This is a genomic window from Hymenobacter arizonensis (genome assembly GCF_900115775.1).
GTDB lineage: Bacteria > Bacteroidota > Bacteroidia > Cytophagales > Hymenobacteraceae > Hymenobacter > Hymenobacter arizonensis.
The window spans coordinates 142,183-166,698 of record NZ_FOXS01000009.1; the positions used below are offsets into that span (position 1 = coordinate 142,183).

Below are 24,516 nucleotides of genomic sequence, written 5' to 3' on the forward strand. Positions count from 1 at the left end.
CACCACGGATTGGCCTCAGACGCGCGCCGTAGACTCTCGCCCGAACAGCGTCGACTCCAGCACCATACTCTGGCTGGGCAGTATGGCTTTCTTCTTTTCCACGCCGCGCAGCAGGATTTTAGCGGCCTCTTTGCCGATTTCGTAGGCCGGCTGCGTGATGGTGGTCAGCGGCGGTTCGAGCAGGGAGGCGCTTTCCAGGTTGGAGAAGCCGATGATTTTGATGTCGTCGGGAATAACGCGGCCCAACTGCCGGCATACGTGGTAGGAGCTGATGGCCAGCCGCTCGACCGAAGCGAAGATGCCGTCGATGTCGGGCCGGCGCTCCAGCAGCTCCCGGATGAGGCCCACGTTCTGCTGGTTGTCCATCACGCCCTGCAGAATCAACTCGGGGTCGTGGATGCGGCCGTGGGCTTGGAGGGCGTCGAGGTAACCCTGCAGGCGGTTGCGGCCTATGGACAGGTTGTTGGAAATGAGCAAATGAGCAATCTGCTCGCAGCCGGCGGCAACGAGGTGCTCGGTGGCCTGATATCCGCTTTCGTAATCGTTGGTGGTGACTTTGGCCGTGGATACCTCGACGCACACCCGGTCGAAAAACACGATGGGCACGTTGCTGTCCTGCAGGCTTTTGATATGGGCGAAGTCTTCGGTCCCGCTGGCCACGGACATGAGCAAGCCGTCAATCCGGCCACCCTTCAGGTGTTGGATAATGGAGACTTCGCGCTCGTAGTCGTCGTGGGTGAGGTAGATGAGCACGTGGTAGCCACTTTGGCGGGCCACCTCCTCGATGCCGTTGATGGCGAGCGCGAAAAAGTGGTTGGCCACCTTGGGGATGACCACCCCGATGGTCTTGCTCAGGTTGCGGCGCAGGCTGCTGGCGTAGGCGTTGGGCTGGTAGTTGAGCTCGGCGGCCAGGGCCCGCACCCGCTCTTTGGTCTGGGTCGACACTTCGTGGCTGTCCTGCAACGCTCGGGAAACCGTGGCAATGGACAGATTTAGCGCCTGCGCCAGGGATTTGAGGTTTACAGGCGTCATGGCAGCAAGGCGTAGGGCGAAATAATAAAAATTGGCTGGGTAAGAGTTCTTGATTGCCCGGCAAGATACAAACTCGTGCACTACCTGTCAGCAAGGCCTTGATACAGGTCAATTTAATGTAAACGTTTGCGGACGAAATGCCTGAAAACGTTTGCGTAAATAAAGACGTGGTTTTCTATTTAATAGCAAGGAACAATCCGGTAATTCGCAGAGCAATCAATGGGCAAAAAGTCCATTAGCTAGTCACCAAGCACCTTGTTGGCAGCTGAGCCCTAACGGCCCTCAACCGGTGCTGCCCCGGTTTGCGGCGTTTCTTCCTAATCACCAACCCACCCACCTTATGAAGGCTTTTATACCCCTAGAGTTTCGGCGCTACGTCCGGCCGCTGGTCTTGCTGCCCGCGCTGAGCCTGGGCCTCGGCAATCACCTGGCCGCGCTGCCCCGGGCAGCCGTTTCATCCCGCGCGGTGCTGGCCGACATCACCATTAGCGGGCAGGTGGTGGACGAAAAAGGCGTGGGCCTGCCCGGCGTCAACGTCATTGTGAAGGGGACTAGCAACGGCGTGCAAACCGATGCCACCGGTAACTACAAGCTCGTGGCCCCCGACAACGCCACCTTGGTGTTCACCTTCGTAGGCTACCTGGCCGAGGAGGTGGCCGTGGGCGGCCGCACCACTATCAACTCCAAGCTCAATCCCGACTCTAAGGCGCTGGAAGAGGTGGTGGTGGTGGGCTACGGCGTGCAGGAAAAGAAATTGCTGGCCACTTCCATCTCTACCATCTCCGCCAAGCAAGTAGAGCTGCTGCCGGTGGCCTCGCCTTCCGAGGCCCTCGTAGGCCTGGTGGCCGGTGCCCAGATTACGGAGCCTTCGGGCGAGCCGGGCGCCGGAGCGGTTATTCGCATTCGCGGCTTGGGCTCGATTTCGGCCGGCAACAACCCGCTGTACGTCGTGGACGGCTACCCGCTTAACAACGCCGACAGCTACTTTCAGATTCCGCCCGCCGACATCCAGAGCGTGCAGGTGCTGAAGGATGCCGCGGCCTGCGCCATCTACGGCTCGCGCGGGGCCAACGGCATTGTGATTGTGACCACCAAGCGCGGCGGTACCGACGGCAAAACCCGCTTCAACTTCAGCGCCAACACGGGCGTGCAGCAGGTGGCCAAGCGCGTGGACCTGCTCAACCGCGACCAGTTCCTGGAGTATTTCAAGGAGTCGTACACCAACGCCAACCGGGCCTTCACGCCGGCCATGACGACGCTCTTTGCCCAAGACCAAAATAGCTTGCCCGATACCGACTGGCAGGATGAGATTTTCCAGACCGGTGTGCAGCAGCAGTACCAGCTGGGGGCCAGCGGCGGCACCGACAAGTCGCGTTTCTACATCTCGGGCGGCTACTTCAATCAGACGGGCATCGTGAAAGGCTCCGGCTTCGAGCGCTTCTCGCTGCGCGCCAACTACGATGCGCAGCTGAACTCCAAGTTGAAGCTGGGCCTGAGCCTGGCGCCCAACTTCAGCCGCACCGACCTGGTGCCCACCACCGGCAGCTACAACAACGCCAACACCAGCAACGGCGCCGGCGGCCAAACCGGCGCCGTGACCACCGCCCTCATATTGGCGCCCATTGTGCCCGTGCGCCTGCCCAACGGCGATTACGCCGGCCTGCGGACCGGCAGCAACCAAGCCATCACCAACCCCGGCGACCTGCTGAGTCCGGTGGCCCCGCTGGACCTCTACCAGGACCGCAACAGCGCCGTGCGCGCCCTGGGCTCGATGTTCCTTGATTTTGAGGTACTCAAGGGCCTGCACCTGCGCACCAACTTCGGCGCCGAGCTCATTAACTCCCGCCGCAGCATCTACGTGCCAGCCACGCTGAGCACCGCCAGCAACCAAACCGCCAACCTTTCGAATCCCATCCTCAACAACGTGGATGCCCGGCGCCTGAACAGCACCAACCTTAACTGGCTGCTGGAGAACACCGCCACCTACAACCGCAGCTTCGGCTCCGACCACAGCGTGACCCTGCTGGCGGGCTACGCCGCCCAGTACAACACGGCGGAAGGCAGCACGGTGCTCGGCCAGACCGGCACCTACACCAACACCAACATTGAGTACCCCACGGCCGCCGGCCAGGTGTTCGGCCAGGGCCTCTTCAATAACGAGAACGCCCTGACGTCGGTGTTCGGCCGCTTCGACTACGCGTTCAAGGAGCGCTACATCCTGACTGCCGCGCTGCGGACGGACGGTTCTTCGCGCTTCGGGCCCGACAAGCGCTACGCTACCTTCCCGTCGGTGGCCCTGGCGTGGCGCGTGGCCGAGGAGCCCTTCATCAAGCAGTTTTCGACTATCAGCGAGCTGAAGCTGCGCGCCAGCTACGGCGTGACCGGCAACAACAACATCGGTGACTACAACTTCCAGGCTTACCAGGCCGGCGCCAACTACGTGTTTGGCACTGGCACCGGAACCCGCGCCTTTGGCTTCTCGCCCAACGGCGTGGCCATCCGCGACCTGAGCTGGGAAACCAACAAGCAGTTTGACGCCGGCTTCGACCTGGGCTTGTTCCGCGACCGCATCTACCTGACCGTGGCGGCTTACGAGCGCAACACCACCGACCTGCTCCTAAACCGCAACATTCCGGCCCTGCTGGGCTTCTCGACGCGGGCCCTGGCCAACGTGGGCGAGGTGCGCAACCGCGGCCTGGAGTTCCAGGTGAACACGGCCAATATTCAGGGCAAAGACTTCACCTGGAGCACGGCCGCCAACCTCTCTTTCAACCGCAACCAGGTAATTGCCCTGGCCGGTGCCAACGAGCAGATTACGTTTGATGCCGTATTTGGCTACGCCAGCTCCATCCGGGTGGTACCGGGCCAGCCGCTGGGCGTGTTCTACGGCTACCAGCAGGAGGGCGTGTACCTGAACCAGGCCGACATCGACAGCAGCCCGAGGTGGACCGGCAGCGGCACCGTGATTCGGCCCGGCGACTTGAAATTCCGCGACGTGAACGGCGACGGCCAGATTAACTCGTCCGACATCGGCGTCATCGGCAACCCGTTCCCGGACTTTACCTTCGGCCTGCAAAACACCCTCGGCTACAAGGCCTTCTCGCTGGCCTTCACGCTGCAGGGCTCGCAGGGCAACGACGTGCTCTACGGCTCCGACCGCTACGTGGTGAACGGCCAGGGCGGCACCAACGGCCGCACCAACCTGCTGAACCGCTGGCGCTCGCCCGAAAACCCCGGTGATGGCATGACGCCCGTGGCCACCGTCAACGGCTCGCTTAAAACCGTGTTCAACTCCCACTACGTGCACGACGCCTCGTTCCTGCGCGTCCGCAACGTGACGCTGCGCTACCAAGTGCCCAGCGAACTGGTGAAGCGCGCCAGCCTGCAGAGCCTGGGCATCTACACCAGCATCCAGAACCTGTACACCTTCACGAAGTACTTCGGCTACAACCCCGAAGCCAACAACTTCGGCAACACCACTTCGCCCACCTACGGCGTCGACCAGGGAGCCTTCCCGATGGCCCGCACCATCACGCTGGGCGTGCAGCTGGGCTTCTAAATGATGGACCGGCTACGGCCTACTCAGCATAATGGGCTGTCCCTAACAAACCTCTAGACTATTCCCTCATGACTTTCAATAAATCTTTCGCGGGCGCGGCCTTTGCCACGCTGCTGGGCCTGGCCACCTTGGGCACCACGTCGTGCAGCAAGGACTTCATCGACCTCGCCGACCCCACCCGCCTGCCGAGCGCCGAAGGGTACACCGATTCGCTGAGCATCGTGACCGGCGTGACGGCGGCGTATTCATCGCTGCAAGACATTTACGGCAACGGCAGCAACCGGGGACTGTTCGTTTTCAGCGAACTCCCGTCCGATAACACCTTTGCGCTGACGTCCGGCGAGCTGCTCAACGAGTTCAACGACTTCACCCTTTCCAGCATCAACCCGCGCTTGCAAAGCCACTGGCAGGTTACCTACCGCGCCATTGCCCGCTGCAACGTCATCCTGAACCGGGCGGGCGCCGTGAAGCTCACCGACGCCACCCGCAACCGCTTCTACGGCGAGGTGCGCTTCATTCGGGCGCTGGCGTACTTTAACGCCGTGCAGATTTGGGGCGATGTGCCGCTGGTGACCAGCGAAATCGCCTCCATCGCCGACGCCTACCAGTTTGGCCGCGTGCCGAAGATTCAGGTGTACGCCCAGATTGAGGAAGACCTGGCCTTTGCCGAAGCCAACCTGCCCGTAACCTACACCGGCGCCAATTTGGGCCGCATTACCAAAGGTGCCGCCCAAGGCCTGCTGGGCAAAGTGCAGCTCACGCAGAAGAAGTACGGCGCCGCGGCCGTTTCCCTAAAAAAGGTCATTGATGCCAACACCTACACGCTGCAAGCCAACTACGCCAATATCTTTTTGACAACCAACGAGATGAACAGCGAAATCCTGGCCGCCGCCCGCTACACCAAGGGCGGCCTGGGCGTGGGCAGCTACTTCAGCACCTGGTTTATGCCGGTGCTGCCCGCCGCCGTGGCCCTCACCGTGAACGGCAACGTGGGTACCGGCCAGCAGTACAACTCCGTGGACCCCGACCTGGTGGCCGCCTTCACGGCCAGCGGTGCCTCCGACGTGCGGGCCGCCGCCTCGTTTGGCGCTTCCACCGTAGCCAACTTGACGCAGTACTACACCAAGAAGTACAGCGACGTGCCCACCAGCGCCTTTGACGCCGAAAACGACTGGATTATCCTGCGTTACGCCGACGTGCTGCTCATGTACGCCGAAGCCGTGAACGAGCAAAGCGGGCCCGACGCCCTGGCCCTCGACGCCGTGAACCGAGTAATTCGCCGCTCGCGCAACCTGCCCGTGGCCACCGCCGCCCCAACGGTGGACCTGCCCGCCAGCATCAGCCAACCCGACCTGCGCACCCGCCTGGAGCTGGAGCGCCGCCTGGAATTGAATTTAGAGGGCCACCGCTGGTTCGACCTCGTGCGCACCGACCGCGCCATCCCCGTGATGAATGCTTTCTTTATGCGCACTGGTTCGGCCAGTCGCCTCGAAGCCCGCAAGCTGGTGTTTCCGGTGCCGATTCAAGAAATTCAAACCAACCCAATTCTGAAACAGAACGAGGGTTACCTGTAGCCATTTGGTGAGTGAGGAGGTGAGGGTTTGCCAAACGTCGCCCGGCGGCTGCCACGGCGGGGTGCCGCGCAAACCCTCACCACTTCGTTTTTAGCTGTTTCTCGCTTTTGTCTTTCCCGCCTGCTTATGACCCCACCCAACCTGTTGAAGATGCTGCCGCCGGCCCTAATGGTGCTAGTGGCCCTCTTATTTGGCTCTTCAGCATATGCCCAAACCAGCTTGCTGCAGAACGCCCCCGGCCGGAGCGTGCTCAGCCTCAACGGCCGCTGGAACTACATCATTGACCCCTACGAAAACGGCTTTTACGACTACCGCCGCGAGGCCTTCGACCAATCCAAGTCGGGCAAGGGCGGCTACTACGACAACCAGAAGCCCAGCTCCACGCAGGAGTCGGAGCTGATTGAGTACGACTTCGACCAGTCCGCTGGCATGCAGATTCCGGGCGACTGGAACTCGCAGGACCCCAAGCTGCTCTACTACGAGGGCACCATCTGGTACAAGAAAAGCTTTAACCTCAAGCCCCAGGCGGGCAAGCGCTACTTTATCTACTTCGGCGCCATCAACTACGAGTCGCACATTTACCTGAACGGCAAAAAGCTGGGCATGCACAAGGGCGGCTTCACGCCCATTCAGTACGACATCACCAGCCAGCTGAGTGCCACCGGCGACAACTTCGTGGTGGTGAAGGCCGACAATACCCGCCGCCCCGAGGAGGTGCCCACCATCAACACCGACTGGTGGAACTACGGCGGCATCACGCGCGACGTGTTCGTGGCCGAGACCCCGGCCACCTTTATCAATGACTACAAAGTGCAACTGGCCAAGGATGCGCCCGGCACGCTGGCGGGGTTCGTGCAGCTCAGTGGCGAGGGCAAAGCCAACCAGTCAGTGACCCTGAACATTGCCGAGGCCGGCATCAAACAAACGATGAAGACCGACGCCGAAGGGCGCGCCACCTTCAGCATTCCCGCTAAAAAGCTCAAGATGTGGTCGCCGCAGAGCCCCAAGCTCTATGCCGTGAGCTTGAGCAGTGGGGGAGATGCCGTGCAGGATAAAATCGGCTTCCGCACCATCCAGACCAAGGGGCAGGACATATTGCTAAATGGCAAATCCATCTACATGCGCGGCATTTCCATGCACGATGAGAACCCGCTCATCCCCGGCCGGGCCCGCAACGAAGGCGACCTGCGCATGCTGCTGACCTGGGCCAAGGAACTGGGCTGCAACTACGTGCGCCTGGCTCACTACCCGCACAACGAAACCATGCTCAAGCTGGCTGATGAAATGGGCCTGCTGGTGTGGGCCGAAGTGCCCGTGTACTGGACTATTGCCTGGACCAACCCCGCCACCTACCAGAACGCCGAAGCCCAGCTCTCGGACCTGATTTCGATGGGAAAAAACCGCGCCAGCGTGGTGGTATGGTCGGTAGGCAATGAAACCCCGCTCGGCGACCCGCGCCTGGCTTTCATGACTAACCTGGTGAAAAAGGCCCGCAGCCTCGACGATACCCGCCTGATTGCCGCCGCCCTGGAGCTGCACCGCACGCCCGATAACGTGGTGCACGTGGACGACCAGCTGGGCGAGTTCCTGGACCTGACCAGCTTCAACGAGTACGCCGGCTGGTACTGGGGCGGCAAGCCCAGCGAAATCACCAAGTACACGTTCGATATCAAGTACAACAAGCCGGTGGTGGTGAGCGAGTTTGGCGGCGATGCCCTGGCCGGCTACCACGGCGACGCCGAAACCCGCTGGAGCGAGGAGTACCAGGAAGCCCTCTACCAGAGCCAGATTAAGATGCTGAGCACCATCAAGGGCCTGCGCGGCATGACGCCCTGGATTCTGGCCGACTTCCGCGCCACTCGCCGCCAGCATCCGGTTTATCAGAATGGATTCAACCGCAAAGGCTTGATTTCAAGCACCGGCACCAAGAAGAAAGCCTACTACGTGCTGCAGGAATACTACCGGCAGATGACTCAGAAATACGACGGGAAATGAGTTCCAGAACAACCCCAAATCCCGTCATGCAGAGCGTAGCGAAGCATCTCGCGTGCAGCAGAAATCAATGGCGTTGCGCCGAAGCGGGCAAGATGCTTCGCTACGCTCTGCATGACGTTCAATTATCGGGTAAAAGATTGCTCATTGGCGCTGGCATGCTCCTTGGGCTAGCTCCCGCCGCCCAAACCCAGGCCCAGTCCCGCGACAGCGCCGAATATACCCTGCGCGTCGCCGCCAAAAAGACCATCAATAACTCCACCATCGACGGCAAAGCCGGATTTGCGGAGTACAAGAACTACCCCACGCGCACCATTGCGCAGCTCCAAGGTTTCACGCCCAGTATCGTGAAGCTGAGCAAATACGGCGGGCGTTTGGACAAGCGCACCAAGGCCACCGGCTTCTTCCACGTGAAGAAAGTAGACGGCCGCTGGTGGGCCGTGGACCCCGACGGCTACTTCTACCTGCACAATGCCCCCAATGACGTGCAGCCCGGTCGCTCTGAGCGCACTCAAAAGGCCCTGCAGGACAAGTATGGCGACCGCGCCGGCTGGATGGCCGGCACCCGCAAATTCCTGCTCGAAAACGGGTTCAACGGCACCGGCGCATGGTCGGCCACCGCGGATATTCAGGCGGAAAACACCCGGGCCGACCGGCCGCTGGCGTACACCATCAACCTGGACTTCATGAGCAAATACGGGGACAAGCGCGGCGGCACCTACGTGCAGCCCGGCCACAAAGGCTACCCTAACGACGTCATTTTTGCCTTCGACCCCGGGTTTGAAGCTTTCGCCGAGGAGCATGCCAAGCAGCTCGCCAAGCACAAGAAAGACAAGAACCTCTTCGGCTATTTCTCCGACAACGAGATGCCGCTGCTCCGCAAAAACCTCGACGGCTACCTCACCCTGCCCGTGACGGAGCCCGGCTACATGGCGGCCAAGAAATGGGCCGATGAGCGCGGCGTCACCCTGGCCACCATCACCGACCAGCACCGGCAGGATTTCCTGGCTTTCGCGGCTGAAAAGTACTTCTCCATCGTGGCCAAGGCCATGAAAAAATACGACCCCAACCACATGTACCTGGGCTGCCGCTTTCACGGGGCCCAGCGCTACTACCCCGAGCTGATGCGCGTGGCCGGCAAATACCTCGACGCCGTGAGCATCAACTACTACAACAACTGGACCCCCGAAAAACGCTGGGTAGCCGAGTGGGAGCAGTCGGCCAGCAAGCCTTTTCTTATCACCGAATGGTACGTGAAGGGCGAAGACGCGCCCGAGCTGGCCAACACCGCCGGCGCCGGCTGGGTGGTGAGGACCCAGGCCGACCGCGGCTTGTTCTACCAGAACTTCACCCTGGGTTTGCTGGAATCGAAGAATTGCGTGGGCTGGCACTGGTTCAAGTACCAGGACAACGACCCCACCATTGTGGGCGCCGAGCCCTCGAACACCAACGCCAACAAAGGCATCGTGAACAACTACCTGGTGCCCTACGCCCCGCTCCTGGACAAGATGCGTGAGCTAAACCTGCAGATGTACCCGCTGGCCGACTTCTTCGACCAACGTACGCCGCAGCCCTAATCCCTGCCTTTGTTGCAGGGCGCTGATTACAATTGGTATCCACGCCGGGGCAGTTGGCCCCGCGCGTATTGTGCTTAAACTGGCGGCCGCTGGCCCCACTGGGAAATGGACAAGGCAGCTTTTGAGCTGGAACAACACCTCGCGTTTAGGTGAGTGAACGCGAGCAAGGTGCCAGCCGGAAAGCTGCGGCCAGTGGTCGCCAGTAGGCACGATACCGTTTAAACCCGCCCCTTGGGCATCCTCTTACGCTACGAATCAAATGCCCTTTCCATTCCATCAATACCTGCTTTTCGGCCTGCTGCTGGCGCCCTGTGTCCCGGCAGTAGCGCAGAAGAAAGCCAAGGCCACTGCCGGGGCCACGACCACGGCGGCACCCATCGAGCAGCGCATTACCGCGCTGCTGGCCCAGATGACTCTGGAAGAAAAAGTCGGCCAGCTCAACCAGTATTCGGGCCGCCAGCTGACCGGCCCCGCCAGCGACCGCAAAACTACCTTACTCAACAGCATTAGGGAAGGCACGGTGGGTTCGGTGCTGAACGTGAAAGGCGTTCAGGGCACCCGCGAGGTGCAGGGCGTGGCCATGCAGTCGCGCCTGAAAATTCCGCTGCTGTTTGGGCTTGATGTTATTCACGGCTACAAAACTGTTTTCCCTATTCCTTTGGCTGAGGCGGCGTCCTGGGACCTGGTCGCCATTCGGCAGTCGGCGCATTTGGCGGCCCGCGAGGCAGCCAGCGCCGGCATTCACTGGACGTTTGCGCCCATGGTCGACATTGCCCGCGACCCGCGCTGGGGCCGCGTGATGGAAGGCGCCGGCGAAGACCCGTACCTGGGCTCCCAGATTGCCCGGGCCCGCGTGCTCGGCTTCCAGGGCGACAAGCTGGGGGGCACCGATGCCGTGCTGGCCTGCGCCAAGCACTTTGCGGCCTACGGCGCGGCCATTGCCGGCCGCGACTACAACGCCGTGGAGCTCAACGACCAGCAGCTGTGGGAAGTGTACCTGCCGCCCTTCAAAGCCGCGCTCGACGCCGGCGCGGCCACATTCATGAATTCCTTTAACACGCTGAACGGGGTGCCCGCCACCGGCAACCGCCATTTGCAGCGCGACATTCTCAAAGACAAGTGGGATTTCCAGGGCTTTGTGGTCAGCGACTGGGGTTCCGTTACCGAGCAGGTGCAGTGGGGCTACGCCAAAGACAACGCCGATGCCGCCGCAAAAGCCCTCAACGCGGGCAGCGACATGGACATGGAGGGCGACGCCTACAACGGCCACCTCGCCAAACTAGTGAAGGAGGGCAAAGTAGAAATGGCCCTGGTTGACGACGCCGTGCGCCGAGTGTTGCGCAAGAAGTTCGAGCTGGGGTTGTTCGATAACCCTTATAAATTCTCGGACGAGAAGCGCGAAAAGCAGGTGATGAGCGACCCGTGGAGCCGCGTGGCCGCCCGCCAGATGGCCGAAAAGTCCATGGTCCTGCTCAAAAACGAGCAAAGCGTCCTGCCTCTCCAGCGCCAGCTCGGCAAAATTGCGCTCATTGGCCCGCTGGTGAAGGCCAAGCGCGACCTCGACGGCAGCTGGTCCGTGGATTCCGACACCACGCTCACGGTGTCTCTGTTCGAAGGCTTTGCCAGGAAAGCTGGCTCCAAAACCCAGCTGCTCTACGCCAAGGGCTGCGACGTGACGGGCGACTCCCGCGCCGGCTTTGCCCAAGCCGTGGAAACTGCTAAAAATGCCGAGGTCATCGTGCTCGCCGTCGGCGAAACCTGGGACATGAGCGGCGAGGCCAAATCCCGCACCGACATTCACCTGCCCGGCGTGCAGGAGGAGCTGTTCCAGGCCCTGAAAGCCACCGGCAAGCCCATTGTGGTCGTGGTCATGGCTGGGCGCCCCCTGATTTTCAATGCCATCGCCGACGGCGCCGACGCCATTCTCTACGGCTGGTGGCCCGGCTCGGAAGGCGGCAACGCCCTGGCTAATGTGCTCTACGGCGACTACAACCCGGCCGGCAAGCTGCCCATGACGTTTCCACGCGCCGTGGGCCAGATTCCCATCAGCTACAACCAGCAATACCACACCGGCCGCCCCGTGAAAAAGCCCGGCGACATCCGCTACAAATCGGCTTACATAGACGAGGAGAATACGCCGCGCTATGCGTTCGGCCACGGCTTGAGCTACACCACTTTCAAGTACGCGGACTTAAAAATTAGCCGCCCGCAGATGACCCTGGCCGATAACGTACAGGTGCAGTTTACGCTCACCAACGCCGGCAAAGTGGCAGGGGAGGAGGTCGTTCAGTTGTACGTGCACGACCTGGTGGCCTCCACAGTGCGGCCTTTGCAGGAGCTCAAGGACTTTCGGAAAGTGCTGCTGAAGCCCGGCGAGAGCAAAATCATCACGTTCACCATCAGCAAAGACCAGCTGGCTTTTTACAACCAGAAGCTGGAGTGGGCCGCCGAGCCCGGCGGGTTCAACCTCATGATTGGCAGCGCGGCTAACGACATCCGACTGGGAAGCACGCTGGAGCTTCTACCTTAACTACAACAACGCGATGACCCCGACCTTATCTGCCCCGGCGCTACCGGCGCCTTCACCTGCTTTGGCTCCCCGCTATATGGCTGCCCTCGACCAGTTTTCGCTACGCGACCGGGTTATTGTTATCACCGGCGCCACGGGGGTGCTGGGCGAGTGCATGTCGCTGGCCGTGGCCGAAGCGGGCGCCAAAGTAGTGGTGCTCGGCCGCGACGCCACCCGAGCCGCGGCCCGGGTCGATGCCATTCAGGCGATGGGCGGCGAGGCCATGTCCGTGCTTTGCAACGTGCTGGACAAGGGCCAGATGCAAGCCGCCTGCGAGGAGATTCTGGCGGCCTACGGCACCATTGATGGCCTGGTGAACGCGGCCGGAGGCAACCTGCCCGGCGCCACTATCAACCCCGACCAGGACTTATTTGACCTCAGCATCGAGCAAACCCGGAGCGCCGTCGACCTGAATTTGTTCGGCACCGTCATCCCGACCACCGTGTTTGGCCGGGTGATGGCCGAAAAGGGCAAGGGCTCCATCGTCAACGTGTCGTCGCTGACTGCCCAGCGGCCCCTGACGCGGGTGCTGGGCTACACCATGGCCAAGAAGGCGGTGGAAGCGTACACTCAGTGGATGGCCACGGAGCTGGGCCTGCGCTACGGGGGCGGCGTGCGCATGAACGCCATTGCCCCCGGCGTGTTCCTGACTGAGCAAAACCGCGCACTGCTGCTAAACCCCGACGGCAGCCCCACTGACCGCGCCCGAAAGTTTATCAGCCACACCCCCTTCCAACGCTTCGGCCTGCCCGAAGAACTGACCGGCACCCTCATCTACCTGCTCAGCGACGCCTCCCGCTTCGTGAGCGGCGCAACGGTGATGGTGGATGGAGGATTCAATGCCTACAGCGGCGTTTGAATTTTCGCTATTAGAAAAATCAGAACGTCAGCGCCTCACAAGAAAGTTACCCCCATGCCCCTCATTCAAAGCTGGCGCTGGTACGGCCCTAAAGACCTGGTCAGCCTCTCCGACATCCGCCAAGCCGGCGCTACCGATGTTGTTTCCGCTCTGCACCATATTGCCAACGGGGAAGTGTGGCCCGTGGCTGAAATCCGGCAACGCCAGGCGGAAGTGGCCGCTGCCGGCCTCACCTGGAGCGTGGTAGAAAGCGTACCCGTGCACGAGCACATCAAAACCCGCACCGCCGAGTTCGAGCGATACATCGCCAACTATCAGGAGTCGTTGCGCAACCTGGCCGCCTGTGGCATCCGGACCGTTACGTATAACTTCATGCCCGTGCTCGACTGGACGCGCACTGACCTGGCTTATGAAGTAGAAGATGGGTCGAAGGCGCTGCGCTTCGAAAAAGCGGCGTTTGTGGCCTTCGATACCCTGCTGCTCAAACGCCCCAACGCGGCGCTCGACTACACTTCTCAGGAGCTCGAAGAGGCCAAAGCCCGCTTCGCCGGCATGAGTCTGGCCGACCGCGACCAACTGCAGCGCAACATCATTGCCGGCCTGCCCGGCAGTGAGGAAAGCTTCACGTTGGCCCAATTTCAGCAGGCACTGGATGCTTACCGGGGTATCGATGCGGCCAAGCTGCGGGAGCACCTGATTCTGTTTTTGCAGGCCGTGGTGCCCGTAGCAGAGCAAGTGGGCCTCAACCTGGCCATTCACCCCGACGACCCGCCGTATCCCATTCTGGGTCTGCCCCGCGTGGTGAGCACTGCCGCCGACGTTGCGGCCCTGGCCGCGGCCGTGCCCTCGCTCCGCAACGGCTTGTGCTTTTGCACGGGCTCTTTCGGGGTGCGCCCCGACAACGACCTGCCCGGCATGGTGCGCCGGTTCGCCAACCGCATCCACTTCCTGCACCTGCGCAGCACCCAGCGCAATGCCGCCGGCAACTTCTACGAAGCCAACCACCTGGAGGGCGACGTGGACATGTACGCCGTGATGCGCGAGCTCGTCGGCGTCATGCGCCAGCGCCAAGTCAGCCTGCCCATGCGCCCCGACCACGGCCACCAGATGCTCGACGACCTGCACAAGCGCACCAACCCGGGCTATTCCGCCATTGGCCGTCTGCGCGGCCTGGCAGAATTGCGGGGACTGGAGATGGGCATTGAGCGTTCTATATAGATGAACTGGCGCGTTTACCGCGCCATCGTTTCGGTGAACGAAGTGTCGCTAGTTGAGCCGCTCGGGCGGGGTTGCGGCTACCTGCTGCAAGGCCCGGCAATAGTGCAGCAGGGGCCGCCGGGCGAGGGCGGGCGGCAGGAGGCGGACCGCAGCGGCAAACTCAGCCAGCGTGAGCGGCACGGTGGTCACGTACGCGCCGCCGCGCCAGACGGCCAAGCCGTTGACGGGCCCTCCGAGGACCACCTCGCCCTGGGGGCCTCGGCGAGGTAGGGCGCAAGCAGGGCAAGGGCGTTGGTCATGCGGCACAGAGGCCCTGCGGGGCACCGGGGGAGTAGCGCCAGGAACCAGCGGCCGGTCGCACCCGAGCGGTGCGGAGCCCCCTGTCAACGGGGGCCATTCCAGCTGCTGGCCCTGGACTTAAAGTCGGGAGGTGGCGCGAGCGGTTCCGCGCCGGGTGCTGCCGCCCTGGCGGCCGGTCACGCGGCCTGACAAAGGTACGGCCCCCGCCAAAGGCCGAGATTAGAAAGCCATTAGATTTGACGTCCTGCCGCCAGGGCGGGGCGCGAGCCGCCGGCAAGCGTCCATCACAAGGTCTTGCATGCGCAATTTGGACCGTTTCGCTGAACTTCCCAAGTATCGCGTAAAATCGCTCTTCAATGAGAGAACTGACAGAAGAGGAGGCATTGCAAGCAGTGGCCTTTATGGAAAAGCTCGTCGTGGGCTTAGGAAGTCTTGGGCGGCATTACTCCGACAACGACGAAGACCTAGCTTGGGCACTATTGTACCTGTTTAAGCCCAAACTGGTGAACGAGGCGGCTAAAGTGCACGGGATGCTTTTCAGTAAATACAACACAGAACTGGCGGAAGGGGAAGACATGGACGAACTCGAAAAACTCCTTCAGGGTCTGCCTTACCCGATAACGCCAACCCCCAAACAACTCGCTCGTTTCTGCCAAAACCGCCTAAATAAGCAGAGGTCAGAATAAAGCTCGTTTGGGCTACTGGCCGTTCGGGCACGTACAGGAAGGACTTACCGTTCTTCGCCCTGCCCATGCTGCTCGATGCCAAGCTGCCCGCTCGCTTTATTCTCCGACAAATCCTGCCCGACGTGGCGGTGCTGCTGCTCATCTCGGTGGTCTTCGAGGGCCTCAAGGTGTTCTTGGGGCAGTACCTGCCCCCCATTCCGCTCACCTTGCCGGCCATCCTGGGCAGTGCGATTTCGCTGCTGCTGGCCTTCGCCCTGAGCCAGTCGTACGACCGCTGGTGGGAGGCGCGCAAGGTGTGGGGCGCCATCGTCAACGACTCGCGCTCGCTCGTGCTGCAGGGGCGCAGCTTTGTCAAGCCGACGCACCGGTCGCCGGCGCTCCTGCGCGGCCTGGCCTACCGGCAGGTGGCGTGGTGCTACGGCCTGGGCGAGGCCCTGCGCGGCCAGGACCCCATGGTCACGCTGGCCCGCTACCTGCCGCCGGAGGAGCGGGCCTACGCCGAGCGCCACGCCAACAAGCCGCTGGCGCTTTTGGCCCTGCACACCGCGCAAATCCAGGACCTCTACGAGCAGGGGGCCCTCAATCCCTACCAGCAGGTGCAGCTCGACGCCACCCTGGTGCGCCTGTGCGACGCGATGGGGCGGGCCGAACGCATCAAAAGCACGGTGTTTCCCACCAACTACCGGCGGCTGGTGCACTTTCTGATCTACCTGTTCCTGGGCACGTTGTCGCTGAGCCTGGTCGAAATCAACGGCCTGGTGGAACTGCCCATCCTGCTCATGTTCGCCGTCACCTTCTTCCTGGTCGAGCGCACCGCCCGCTACATGCAGGACCCCTTCAGCAACCTGCCCACCGACACGCCCGTCACGGCCATCGCCCGCACCGTGGAAATCAACCTGCGGCACTTGCTCGACGAAGAAACCGTGCCTGCGCCGCTGCCCGCCGAGGCCTTTTATTTGATGTAACCCACCGGCCAAGGGGTGGCCCACGCCGTTTGTTACTAGTCAGACCGTTTTTGTGAACACTCTATTCCAGCGTAGCAGCTACCTCAGCAACCTACGGGTCTGAATCGGCCAAGGAGGGCGGCGATTTGGGCATCACCACCGGCCTGTTTTAGAAAATTCCAGGTAGCGCTGCAACAGGGCACGGGCTGCTTCGCTCGAAAGAGTGGGCACGGCGAAGCCCCGCTCGGCCACGCGGCGGAGAAAGCGCTCGTCTTGCAGCCGGTACCCGGGCCGGGTGAGGTAATGCCCCGCGTAGCTGGGCCAGACCCACTCGCCGTCGGTATGAATGGCGAACGAGCCGATTTCGTTGCCCTCCTCGTCGAACAAGCGGTCCATGAACCCGACGAGCTCGGGGCACTGCTCCAGGTACGCCAAGAGCTGCGGCTTCTGAGAGAAATCGGCCGCCGCCACGGCGAACACGTCGGGAACGTCCTGCACGCCGGGGATAAACCAGTGAAACGCTTTCAAAAACCCCACGTCGTTCACCTCCACCATTTGCTTAACCTGTACTATTTGCGTGCCCTAATAATACGCTCGTTTTACTATTCCGACCGTTTAAGTGAACGTGCTTGTCTGATTATTTCCATCTTTGACCCCTGGCAAGCTTTAGCCTAAGAACACATCTACCTGCTTTCTTTCTCATGAAGACTTGGATTGCCAGTGTTCACGCCGTTCCTCGGGAAGGGAACCCCGATTTTGCGGGGGCGAAGGGCGTCGTGGTCAACGTGCTGGCCCGCACTCCCTCGGCCGCCGCATATCGGCAGCAAGTGGAGCAAGCCGTGAACGAGTACGGACTGGACGTGGTGGAAATCGAGGACCTCGAAGAATTCGCGTTTGAAGAATCGACAACGGAGGAATTTGAGCGGCTGTCGGCCCTGGCTCGACAAGTCGACGAATTTGGAGGGATAGAGTTCGATGTGTTCTATACCTATGACGAGTAAGGGGCGCAAGTGGTATCACTGTTCCCCTCGTTTTGCTAGAATTACCCTTTTCTGAACTGCGAGGCAGTGGCAGAAAGTCCCGGTTCGGATGACCTTCGACGGGAAAAAAGCTCGCTCAGGCTTCGTCGGCGGAGGTGTCGGCCGTGATGCCGGCCATTATCTCCTGCGCGTCGGCTACCGATTCGTCCGCCAATTCGGCTTCCTCCTCTTTGGCCACTTCCTTTTTGCCTTCCTTCACCTCGAACGTGGTGCCCCCGGGCAACTCGTACGAACCGTCCTTGGCCGGGCCGGTGACGTTGCCATCGGCATCCAGTTCCGGGGCGGTGCCGTCTTCGGCCACGTCTCCGATGGTACCGTCTTTGAGTTCTGTTTTGGTGAGCTGCTGCCTGCCCCCTTGGCTATGGCCACGAGCCGGGAAACATCCAATTTTTCTTAAGGGGAGAAGTAGGGCCGGGCACGGCCGCCATTTTCATGCGGTACCGAGGCGCCGCGGCCAGGTCGGCCGCCATTAGGGCAGCCAGGGCAACGAAGAGATGGGTGCTAAGCGCCAGCTTTATACTCTAGGAAAGCAGGCTTCGCTAAAATTTGGCTAGTTTGGTGCCCTCGCTCCCATAACCTTTACTTTCTACCCTGATGAAACATCTTTTACCGCTGCTGTTTTGTCTTACCCTCGTCGCCTGCGGCAGCAAAAAGGATGACCCCAAGACCCCGCAAGCCCGCTTGTTGCGAACATGGAATCTGCAAACTACCCGAGACCAAATAACCTATCCGTCCGGTATCCGACCTGACTTCGATGGCACCTTCACTTACCAAAACGCAAGCGTCACTTTCGCTGCTGACGGCAAGATAACGGGTGTTAATACAGGCCCGGCCATAGGCCCTGGCACCTATACGTTTGACGGAAAAACCTTGCTAATGGTCGTGGGGGGATTTAAGGAGCCCCCTGCGCAAGTGCTAGAGCTTACCGACACCAAGCTGGTATTCGTGGCGACGGAAACTGCCAGTAATTATGTTCATGTGGAAACCACCACTGCCACCCGCTAGGCTGGGGGCCAAAACTGGGCTTACGAATGCCATTAAAAAGCTTACCTGATTTTCTCGATGCCCTGTTGACAGGCTAGGCTTCTAAGCCTGCGCGTACGGGAAGCCCAGTGCGGTCGCGATGTCGGGCGGGGGCTGCCGGTCATAACCCTGGTTTTGCCTTTCGACCGTTTCCCTGAACGAGGATATTACCTTGCCCCGGTTGGAGGAAGTCAATGATGAAACCACAATTAATTAAAGGGCTGTTCTTGATGACCGTTGCGGGCGTGGTATGGCTCGGCCTGTACCTGCTCTTCGGCGCTTTGTAGCGGTCAAGCATATAATACCCTCCTAATTCTATTCCGACCACATGGCTAAACGTGACCTTTGCGTAAACACACAGTCCTAGCTTTGATTTACGAACCGGTTAATTACGGGCTTGCTGCTGCTTATCCTGCTCCTGCCGACGTTGGCCTTTGCGCATGGGGAAGAGGTGTTGACGACCACGATGTGTTGCCGATTGCCGCCAAGCTAACGGGCGCCACCATTCGGCAGCATCTGCATGCGGTGGTCGAGGCGGAGGGGGCGCTGCTGCTTCCACAAGAGGCCACTTTTCACGGCAGTTCTCAGCTAGAACGCGAAGCCTTACCCTGTCCGGCGCGCACCTTGGTAGTCGGCCTCGACGGTAGTTAGGTCCGGCGCTGACATCGAAAAGGTTGCTTCGGGGTGATTGCCGGCAAAAGTATCCCGGCAGAGTGGGCAGCCAAGTGTTTTGGCTTCGTGCAGGAAGTAGATACCAAGCCGCGTCGACGCGTGTTTGAGGTGTTTCGTTCGCAGGGCCTCCATGCCAATCAAGCAGTAGAGTTCTTTGCCGATGGCGCGCCCGTTCTACGCTCGCTGACCAGTTATTTGAGTGCGGAGTCCACGCATATTCTGGATTGGTTTCACCTGACCATGCTGCACCAATACGCGCTGGGCGTGGCCCAGGTCGATACGGCTGGCGGCAAGGCGATGCAGGAGGGCTTGACCAGCATCAAGTGGTATATCCGGCACGGTAACGCCGAACGGGCCCTTGAAAGAATCTTGGACATGGACGACACCCTGGCCACGCACCAAGATAACCCGCTTGTGGACAAGAAATACAGCAAGTGGAAGCCGTTGGCCCGGCTAATTGCTGATTTTTACACCTGCGTAGAGCAGAGCAGCAGTTTCGTCATGGACTACGCCGAGCGTCAGCGCTATGGCGAACGCGTCTCCACCGGCGTTGTCGAGTCGGCCGTAAATCAGGTACTGGCCAAGCGAATGGTGAAGCGGCAACAAATGCAGTGGACTAAAAAAGGCGCACACCTGCTCGTGCAAGCCCACACGAAGGTTCTTAACCAAGAGTGGGAGGACTGTTTTCGGCAGTAATACCCCGGCTTCCAACCACTACCAACTGAGCCTCTTCCAATGGCCGCTTAGCCCGACTGCCCCACACTTTTTGATGTTCTCCTGTTTGGTCTGGAAGTAGCAGGCATGTCACAAGAAAGATGAGCCCCTGTTGTGTTCCGCTTTGTTAGACCACCTCAATTTCAGCCCACTAGCCCTCGTTTCTCAATTGAATTACTCCTGGTATCCTATTCGCGTGGTTACGCGCGCAGCTATGGGCACGGCAACTACTGTCGCAATTAGCAAAAAGCCGCTTATGAGCACACTGTTTTGTAAGAGAAAGGGTAGACGTGCAAAAGTGGCTATCACCTGCTGCTTATCGGTTTCATTGCTGCCATTGTCAATACCAGCCACTGTCTCCGCATAAGCCTTAGACAAGGATTGGTCTACGAAATAAAAAAACAAGAAGTCCAGCAACAGCAGCGCGCACAAAGCACTGGCAAACAACACCAACATTTGCCTGCCCTTACTTAAAGGCACTTGGTTGGTTAATTGGCAGTCGCGATGGTATTTTGGCAGCATTACTAGGTCCACTACCGAGGCAACCAACAGTACCAGCGGGCCGAGCAGTAAGGATAGCCAAGCGATTTCTGTTAAATCAAAACCATCTCCGCTAAACCAATAGGCCAGGGCGTAAAGGGCTATTAAGCCCACCAGGGCCGTCATGAGGCCAATCTCCAACAGGGGGCGGTATTTTGTCATTGGAACGAACGGGTCAAGTGCGATTTGAGAAAGGTAAAGATGGTCTTGTTGGATAGGAGCACCGCCCAGTACGGAAGCAGGGCGAAGGTGCGATCGTAGTTCCAGTTATCAGTGCTGAGCAGCCCCATGCACAACAACTCGCCCGCAATGAAGGGCAGTGCCACCAGCAGCGGCAAGGCCTTGGCGTACACCCAGAGCACTTGCCGAAATCTGGTCAGTGGACCCACCACGCGGTTCAGAAAGCCTGACCCATGGGTGTGGGACCAATACAGGTAGAGCAGAGCAACCAGCAGATGAATGAGGTACGCCATAGCAGTAGGGGCCATTCAGGGTGAAATGTTGCGAAGCATAGAGACTGTCCAGAATTAGAAAACCTGCCGATTTGTTATTGCGGCAGGTTCAAATCCTACTGCTTCTAGGCGGCCTTATCATCTGCTTGTCATGTTAACAGAGTTTAGCTCATGCAGCTTCTGGTACAGCCACACGCTTGGTTCGCTGCCGCACCCACTGAGATACGACGCCGTATTCGGTGTCGGTGACAAAGACGAAGTAAGTACCAATCATGATCCAGGAGAAGTTGTCGATGCGCATGAATACCCAGATGCCCACATGAAGCAATACGCCCAGGCCCAAGACGAAGAATTTTGTGCGTTGAAACCACACTAGAAATGCAAACGCTTGTTCCCAAATGACAGTGCTATACGTTGTTAATACTACGAAAAAATGGTTTTTGGTTAGCCAAATGTTCCATTCTGTGGCGCGGAATTCTTCCACCCGCATGGTGTAGTAAGTAGCCGTACCGTTTTGCCACAATTCTCCTTGCATTTTTTCCATGCCCGTGAAAAAGTAGACGAAACATACCTGTACCATCAACCCGTAGGCAGCGGCTGTAGCCACCGGCTGATAAAGCTGAGACCAGATGGGGGAGCGTCGCAAGGCAATACGCTTGGGCTGGAAGCGAAAATAGTTATAAGATTGGGCTACGATCAGAAAAGGCAACGTTACTTGCATAACATTGTCTGATCCATCGAGGATGAGCCCGTTGCGTAATTTTAAAATAATTATCAAAAAGTAAAGCACGACTCCCACGACCCGGCCGCCGATGGCTAACATAAAGCAGCCGGCAGCAACAGCGGTCACTAGTAAAAACAGTTGCGAAGCGAAAGGCTGCTGGAATGGGTAAATCAGCGCACCTATGCCACTTAGGCGCATATCTAGGACATAGAGATTCAGGTCATAAATGGCATTGCCCCCGAACAGAGCATCAGCCATTGGCAAATAAAAGATGCTATTTTTTAAAATTAGCCCGCCTAGGATAACGCGATAAATAGACAGGCCGATCGTAAATTCTCTAGACATTGGATGGTGATTACGTCTGCAACGGAAACGCTCAGAGGATGCGGTAATCCGCTGACATATGTTGATTGTATGTGTAATTAGCTAAATCAAAATAGTCGAGTTCGCGTTTAGAAAAACGAGGAAATTTTGCTTCCAAAATGCGGTAGCATACCACAGTCGAATCTGCGCGCGGGACGCGCGAAGCGTAGGCAGCGTGAACAAATTTGGCGTAGCTAAGAATCGCCCGATGACCGGGCGAGAGCTCGGTGACTTGCTTGATGATTCGGCCAGATTTTAAGGTGTCCTGAGCGAGATTTTTTTTGGCGACGTATTCGAGGGCGTCCTTGCGGTTTTCCATCAGGTTAGACACCGAGCTAGTGAACGACTTGAGGATGCGCTGAGACGGCGACCAGAACGAAACTTTACGCTCTTCGACCATGGGTTCGCAAATATCCAACCATTTGGACTCCGTGACACGCCCATTGCGGTAGTCACGAAATTGGAGCAGGATGCTTATGTTACCGCTAATGGGGTTAGGAGCAAACAGCTTCCAGCTTTGGCCGAAAAACGGGTTCATGTAGCCGCTCAACTCACGCTTGTATTGGTGCTTGAGGGGATTGTTCGGGAGCAGTTGCAGGCCGATGATTAGAAAATGAAAAAAAAGCAAACCAGCCACAAGCCCTCCTACAAGTTTCTGAAGGTTCTTCATAGGAAAATACCTCATGAGTCAAGTCAGGAGTTCGGGCGCAGCCGCGCCCGAATTCCTGACTTGATTAATTGTCGAATTGCGAAAACTCGTGACTGTTGTAGTCATTGTCCATAAAAGCCACCTCGGGGCTCCGGGTCGCTCCCGCAGCTTCGTTCCATCCGTTAACGAAGCCGATGGCAAACGCACCCACAGCAACAACCCCAATGGCTACAAAGTAGACACCAGCAACGATGCCTGGGGCAACCGCCTCAAGTTCGGAGTTGATGGTGTTAGTGCTTGAATAAGAAGAGGTTGTGTAAGAACCCACGGCCACGGCGTTGTGGTGAGCTGTTAACGAGAAAAAAAGAACAAGCAAGCTCAAGGCAAAGGGACGGGTATACTGGCGAAGCTTTTTCATGACATTGTAGAAAAGTAAGAAAATGAGTAAGAAGGAATGACCATATTAACGGTCGAACTGGGCGAAGTCGGTGGGAGACTCGTGCGTGTCGAGCACCATAGCCACTTCGCTGGCTTGAGCCCCATCATGGGAAATGTGATATGCGAATGCGCCGAGTGCTGTGCCTATAGCGTAGGCACCGCCGACGACTCCAACCGCGATTCCAACCGCCCATCCAACCAAGTTCATTTCGGGCTCAAGAACAGTACTATTGGCGTATACCTGCTGAGACGAAGTCGTGTATGCGCCGACCGTGCTAGCGTTGGTATACGAAGTGGTAAGCAGCATTATCGCGCTGAGTAAGAGTGCACAAGGTTTGAGCAAGTACTTTTTCATGGGTAAAATGGGTTTGGTGGAAGAAATTTGTTTCTGCTGGCAAGTGTACTTAAAGTCTTATGTAAAGTCAATTACATATAGATATAATTATCTAATAGTGTGTAGAGTACAAGCACAGGGATTTTCTTTCCTGGATAAATCGCCGCGCCTACCTAACTGAAGGGGCTAGGTACCGGCAGCGCAACGAATAGAATTAACCCAATCGGAAACCGGCGGGGTTAACGATGCAAGTAGCAGTGATTCGTTTGCTTGGCCCAAGAAAATAAGTACGAACCCTCAAAGAGGTTTCTGTTGAAAGCGCAAGGGGTAGACATGGCATGGGCCGGAAGCCGGCGGATGCCACCAGTGCGAACCGGAAACGCCTGGCAAAGCAGGGACGCCGGTTACGCATGCAGTACGGGGCTGCAGCGGGTGTGATAATGGGGGGGGGGTCCACGGCCCCGAACAAGGTGAAAGCCTTGCTGATAGATTGATTTAAGCTGCGTAAATTAAAGCGCCAAAAATGAAAAAACCTACTTATGTAAAATATTTCTTAAAAAATATTGTGCACAGATTTTATGAAAGGTTAAGCCACCAAATAAATACTTTTGCAACGGCAAAGTACCACGCCGGTCGAGTGGCGTTCAAGAGGGCCAAAACCGCACTAATTCCGAGGGGGCGCTTATACCGTATATTATCCTATGTTCACCTGCCCGCCGTAATTAGGGTCAACGAGAAGGAAAAAGGAGGAATAAGATTATGCGCTTATGGGGTGTCCGAGCCCGTTTAACATGACAATCCCCTCCTATTTTTGAACGTCCGTGTTCATCGCTCGACCCTTTCGTTGAACGCAAAACGGTGCTTCCGCTAAGTATTTGCTTCCAGCGTGCAGATTACGCCCAAAGCGGTTGCTTGCGCGAAGAGGTCCGCGGCCGTGGGGGCTGGCAGTTCGAGCACCACGGGTACGTGATCGAGCACGCGGGTTTTGATGTCCCAGGCTTCTTTCAGACCCAACCCGGCCTGGTGGCGCAGCAGTTGGGCAAACCGCAGGGAGCGCATCCCTACCTTCCAGCCCGAAAACGTAATTTTTAGCGTGGGTTCCATCGACAAGAGGCAGGAAGAAGGCACAGCGAATCTACCCCGAAGCCTGCTACCCCACGGTGGAAACCATAAAATGTTCTTTGCGGGATTTGGGCCGTTGTGCTGAACGAGACGCGGCCCTTTGCCGTGGGATACCCAGCTTCTGCGCGGGGAGCC

Annotated in this window: 24 protein-coding genes; 13 read left to right on the forward strand and 11 right to left on the reverse strand. The window is 58.9% G+C overall.

Annotated features, from left to right (window positions below):
* Positions 1–15 precede the first annotated feature (15 nt).
* Positions 16–1,032 carry a LacI family DNA-binding transcriptional regulator gene (locus BMZ66_RS23020; RefSeq protein ID WP_092678729.1) on the reverse strand — a complete coding sequence of 339 codons (1,017 nt, stop codon included), beginning with the start codon at positions 1,030–1,032 and terminating at the stop codon, positions 16–18.
* Positions 1,033–1,372: 340 nt separating this feature from the next.
* On the opposite strand from BMZ66_RS23020, the gene BMZ66_RS23025 reads away from it, so the two are divergent.
* From BMZ66_RS23025 to uxuA, 7 genes are all read left to right on the forward strand, one after another.
* Positions 1,373–4,591, forward strand: coding sequence for a SusC/RagA family TonB-linked outer membrane protein (locus BMZ66_RS23025; protein WP_092678730.1), 3,219 nt, complete (start codon positions 1,373–1,375; stop codon positions 4,589–4,591).
* Positions 4,592–4,659: 68 nt separating this feature from the next.
* Positions 4,660–6,165 carry a RagB/SusD family nutrient uptake outer membrane protein gene (locus tag BMZ66_RS23030; protein WP_092678731.1) on the forward strand — a complete coding sequence of 502 codons (1,506 nt, stop codon included), beginning with the start codon at positions 4,660–4,662 and terminating at the stop codon, positions 6,163–6,165.
* A gap of 126 nt (positions 6,166–6,291) precedes the next feature.
* Positions 6,292–8,160, forward strand: coding sequence for a glycoside hydrolase family 2 protein (locus BMZ66_RS23035; protein ID WP_214607059.1), 1,869 nt, complete (start codon positions 6,292–6,294; stop codon positions 8,158–8,160).
* A gap of 155 nt (positions 8,161–8,315) precedes the next feature.
* A complete protein-coding gene (locus BMZ66_RS23040) occupies positions 8,316–9,734 on the forward strand; it encodes a hypothetical protein (RefSeq protein WP_092678732.1) in 1,419 nt (472 codons plus the stop codon).
* A gap of 259 nt (positions 9,735–9,993) precedes the next feature.
* Complete coding sequence (locus BMZ66_RS23045; RefSeq protein WP_092678733.1) at positions 9,994–12,264, forward strand: glycoside hydrolase family 3 N-terminal domain-containing protein; 2,271 nt, start codon at positions 9,994–9,996, stop codon at positions 12,262–12,264.
* A gap of 76 nt (positions 12,265–12,340) precedes the next feature.
* Complete coding sequence (locus BMZ66_RS23050; protein ID WP_092678734.1) at positions 12,341–13,162, forward strand: SDR family oxidoreductase; 822 nt, start codon at positions 12,341–12,343, stop codon at positions 13,160–13,162.
* Positions 13,163–13,216: 54 nt separating this feature from the next.
* Positions 13,217–14,380, forward strand: a complete 1,164-nt coding sequence (gene uxuA, locus BMZ66_RS23055) for a mannonate dehydratase (RefSeq protein ID WP_092678735.1) — start codon at positions 13,217–13,219, stop codon at positions 14,378–14,380.
* Between the two features lie 48 nt (positions 14,381–14,428).
* On the opposite strand, the gene BMZ66_RS25660 is transcribed toward uxuA, so the two are convergent.
* On the reverse strand, positions 14,429–14,623 hold the full coding sequence (locus tag BMZ66_RS25660) for a hypothetical protein (protein WP_092678736.1): 195 nt from the start codon (positions 14,621–14,623) through the stop codon (positions 14,429–14,431).
* Between the two features lie 413 nt (positions 14,624–15,036).
* Between BMZ66_RS25660 and BMZ66_RS23065 the strand changes: the two genes are divergently transcribed.
* Positions 15,037–15,366 carry a hypothetical protein gene (locus BMZ66_RS23065; protein ID WP_092678737.1) on the forward strand — a complete coding sequence of 110 codons (330 nt, stop codon included), beginning with the start codon at positions 15,037–15,039 and terminating at the stop codon, positions 15,364–15,366.
* Between the two features lie 65 nt (positions 15,367–15,431).
* A complete protein-coding gene (locus BMZ66_RS23070) occupies positions 15,432–16,331 on the forward strand; it encodes a bestrophin family protein (RefSeq protein WP_092678738.1) in 900 nt (299 codons plus the stop codon).
* Positions 16,332–16,463: 132 nt separating this feature from the next.
* Here the strand turns inward: BMZ66_RS23070 and BMZ66_RS23075 are convergent, their stop codons facing one another.
* Positions 16,464–16,865: a hypothetical protein gene (locus tag BMZ66_RS23075; RefSeq protein ID WP_092678739.1), complete on the reverse strand. Its 402-nt coding sequence runs from the start codon at positions 16,863–16,865 to the stop codon at positions 16,464–16,466.
* A 146-nt stretch (positions 16,866–17,011) separates the two neighbouring features.
* On the opposite strand from BMZ66_RS23075, the gene BMZ66_RS23080 reads away from it, so the two are divergent.
* The gene (locus tag BMZ66_RS23080) at positions 17,012–17,311 is read left to right on the forward strand and encodes a hypothetical protein (protein ID WP_092678740.1); all 300 of its coding nucleotides are present in this window, start codon (positions 17,012–17,014) and stop codon (positions 17,309–17,311) included.
* A 115-nt stretch (positions 17,312–17,426) separates the two neighbouring features.
* On the opposite strand, the gene BMZ66_RS23085 is transcribed toward BMZ66_RS23080, so the two are convergent.
* Positions 17,427–17,651, reverse strand: a complete 225-nt coding sequence (locus BMZ66_RS23085) for a hypothetical protein (protein WP_092678741.1) — start codon at positions 17,649–17,651, stop codon at positions 17,427–17,429.
* A gap of 293 nt (positions 17,652–17,944) precedes the next feature.
* Here BMZ66_RS23085 and BMZ66_RS23090 point away from each other — a divergent pair, with 293 nt between their 5' ends.
* From BMZ66_RS23090 to BMZ66_RS23100, 3 genes are all read left to right on the forward strand, one after another.
* A complete protein-coding gene (locus tag BMZ66_RS23090) occupies positions 17,945–18,355 on the forward strand; it encodes a hypothetical protein (protein WP_092678742.1) in 411 nt (136 codons plus the stop codon).
* 387 nt (positions 18,356–18,742) lie between these two features.
* On the forward strand, positions 18,743–19,024 hold the full coding sequence (locus BMZ66_RS23095) for a hypothetical protein (protein WP_092678743.1): 282 nt from the start codon (positions 18,743–18,745) through the stop codon (positions 19,022–19,024).
* A gap of 33 nt (positions 19,025–19,057) precedes the next feature.
* On the forward strand, positions 19,058–19,741 hold the full coding sequence (locus tag BMZ66_RS23100) for a hypothetical protein (protein ID WP_092678744.1): 684 nt from the start codon (positions 19,058–19,060) through the stop codon (positions 19,739–19,741).
* A gap of 192 nt (positions 19,742–19,933) precedes the next feature.
* Here BMZ66_RS23100 and BMZ66_RS23105 read toward each other — a convergent pair whose 3' ends face one another.
* From BMZ66_RS23105 to BMZ66_RS23135, 7 genes are all read right to left on the reverse strand, one after another.
* Positions 19,934–20,461, reverse strand: a complete 528-nt coding sequence (locus BMZ66_RS23105; protein WP_092678745.1) for a hypothetical protein — start codon at positions 20,459–20,461, stop codon at positions 19,934–19,936.
* Positions 20,458–20,787, reverse strand: coding sequence for a hypothetical protein (locus BMZ66_RS23110; RefSeq protein ID WP_143080380.1), 330 nt, complete (start codon positions 20,785–20,787; stop codon positions 20,458–20,460). The genes BMZ66_RS23105 and BMZ66_RS23110 overlap by 4 nt, the downstream gene beginning before the upstream one ends.
* A 133-nt stretch (positions 20,788–20,920) precedes the next feature.
* Positions 20,921–21,820, reverse strand: coding sequence for an HTTM domain-containing protein (locus BMZ66_RS23115; RefSeq protein WP_092678747.1), 900 nt, complete (start codon positions 21,818–21,820; stop codon positions 20,921–20,923).
* 31 nt (positions 21,821–21,851) lie between these two features.
* Entirely contained in the window at positions 21,852–22,508 is a 657-nt protein-coding gene (locus BMZ66_RS23120; RefSeq protein ID WP_092678748.1) for a DUF5819 family protein, read from the reverse strand.
* Positions 22,509–22,572: 64 nt separating this feature from the next.
* Complete coding sequence (locus BMZ66_RS23125) at positions 22,573–22,905, reverse strand: hypothetical protein (protein WP_092678749.1); 333 nt, start codon at positions 22,903–22,905, stop codon at positions 22,573–22,575.
* A 45-nt stretch (positions 22,906–22,950) separates the two neighbouring features.
* On the reverse strand, positions 22,951–23,280 hold the full coding sequence (locus tag BMZ66_RS23130; RefSeq protein ID WP_092678750.1) for a hypothetical protein: 330 nt from the start codon (positions 23,278–23,280) through the stop codon (positions 22,951–22,953).
* Between the two features lie 846 nt (positions 23,281–24,126).
* Entirely contained in the window at positions 24,127–24,363 is a 237-nt protein-coding gene (locus BMZ66_RS23135; protein ID WP_092678751.1) for a hypothetical protein, read from the reverse strand.
* Between the last annotated feature and the right edge of the window lie 153 nt (positions 24,364–24,516).

What these genes read in the sequence shown, in the direction of transcription:
- BMZ66_RS23020 (WP_092678729.1), bottom strand. Translation starts at nt 1,032, where the DNA reads ATGACGCCTGTAAACCTCAAATCCCTGGCGCAGGCGCTAAATCTGTCC.
- BMZ66_RS23025 (WP_092678730.1), top strand. Translation starts at nt 1,373, where the DNA reads ATGAAGGCTTTTATACCCCTAGAGTTTCGGCGCTACGTCCGGCCGCTG.
- BMZ66_RS23030 (WP_092678731.1), top strand. Translation starts at nt 4,660, where the DNA reads ATGACTTTCAATAAATCTTTCGCGGGCGCGGCCTTTGCCACGCTGCTG.
- BMZ66_RS23035 (WP_214607059.1), top strand. Translation starts at nt 6,292, where the DNA reads ATGACCCCACCCAACCTGTTGAAGATGCTGCCGCCGGCCCTAATGGTG.
- BMZ66_RS23040 (WP_092678732.1), top strand. Translation starts at nt 8,316, where the DNA reads ATGCTCCTTGGGCTAGCTCCCGCCGCCCAAACCCAGGCCCAGTCCCGC.
- BMZ66_RS23045 (WP_092678733.1), top strand. Translation starts at nt 9,994, where the DNA reads ATGCCCTTTCCATTCCATCAATACCTGCTTTTCGGCCTGCTGCTGGCG.
- BMZ66_RS23050 (WP_092678734.1), top strand. Translation starts at nt 12,341, where the DNA reads ATGGCTGCCCTCGACCAGTTTTCGCTACGCGACCGGGTTATTGTTATC.
- uxuA (WP_092678735.1), top strand. Translation starts at nt 13,217, where the DNA reads ATGCCCCTCATTCAAAGCTGGCGCTGGTACGGCCCTAAAGACCTGGTC.
- BMZ66_RS23065 (WP_092678737.1), top strand. Translation starts at nt 15,037, where the DNA reads ATGAGAGAACTGACAGAAGAGGAGGCATTGCAAGCAGTGGCCTTTATG.
- BMZ66_RS23070 (WP_092678738.1), top strand. Translation starts at nt 15,432, where the DNA reads ATGCTGCTCGATGCCAAGCTGCCCGCTCGCTTTATTCTCCGACAAATC.
- BMZ66_RS23075 (WP_092678739.1), bottom strand. Translation starts at nt 16,865, where the DNA reads ATGGTGGAGGTGAACGACGTGGGGTTTTTGAAAGCGTTTCACTGGTTT.
- BMZ66_RS23080 (WP_092678740.1), top strand. Translation starts at nt 17,012, where the DNA reads ATGAAGACTTGGATTGCCAGTGTTCACGCCGTTCCTCGGGAAGGGAAC.
- BMZ66_RS23090 (WP_092678742.1), top strand. Translation starts at nt 17,945, where the DNA reads ATGAAACATCTTTTACCGCTGCTGTTTTGTCTTACCCTCGTCGCCTGC.
- BMZ66_RS23105 (WP_092678745.1), bottom strand. Translation starts at nt 20,461, where the DNA reads ATGACAAAATACCGCCCCCTGTTGGAGATTGGCCTCATGACGGCCCTG.
- BMZ66_RS23110 (WP_143080380.1), bottom strand. Translation starts at nt 20,787, where the DNA reads ATGGCCCCTACTGCTATGGCGTACCTCATTCATCTGCTGGTTGCTCTG.
- BMZ66_RS23115 (WP_092678747.1), bottom strand. Translation starts at nt 21,820, where the DNA reads ATGTCTAGAGAATTTACGATCGGCCTGTCTATTTATCGCGTTATCCTA.
- BMZ66_RS23120 (WP_092678748.1), bottom strand. Translation starts at nt 22,508, where the DNA reads ATGAAGAACCTTCAGAAACTTGTAGGAGGGCTTGTGGCTGGTTTGCTT.
- BMZ66_RS23125 (WP_092678749.1), bottom strand. Translation starts at nt 22,905, where the DNA reads ATGAAAAAGCTTCGCCAGTATACCCGTCCCTTTGCCTTGAGCTTGCTT.
- BMZ66_RS23130 (WP_092678750.1), bottom strand. Translation starts at nt 23,280, where the DNA reads ATGAAAAAGTACTTGCTCAAACCTTGTGCACTCTTACTCAGCGCGATA.
- BMZ66_RS23135 (WP_092678751.1), bottom strand. Translation starts at nt 24,363, where the DNA reads ATGGAACCCACGCTAAAAATTACGTTTTCGGGCTGGAAGGTAGGGATG.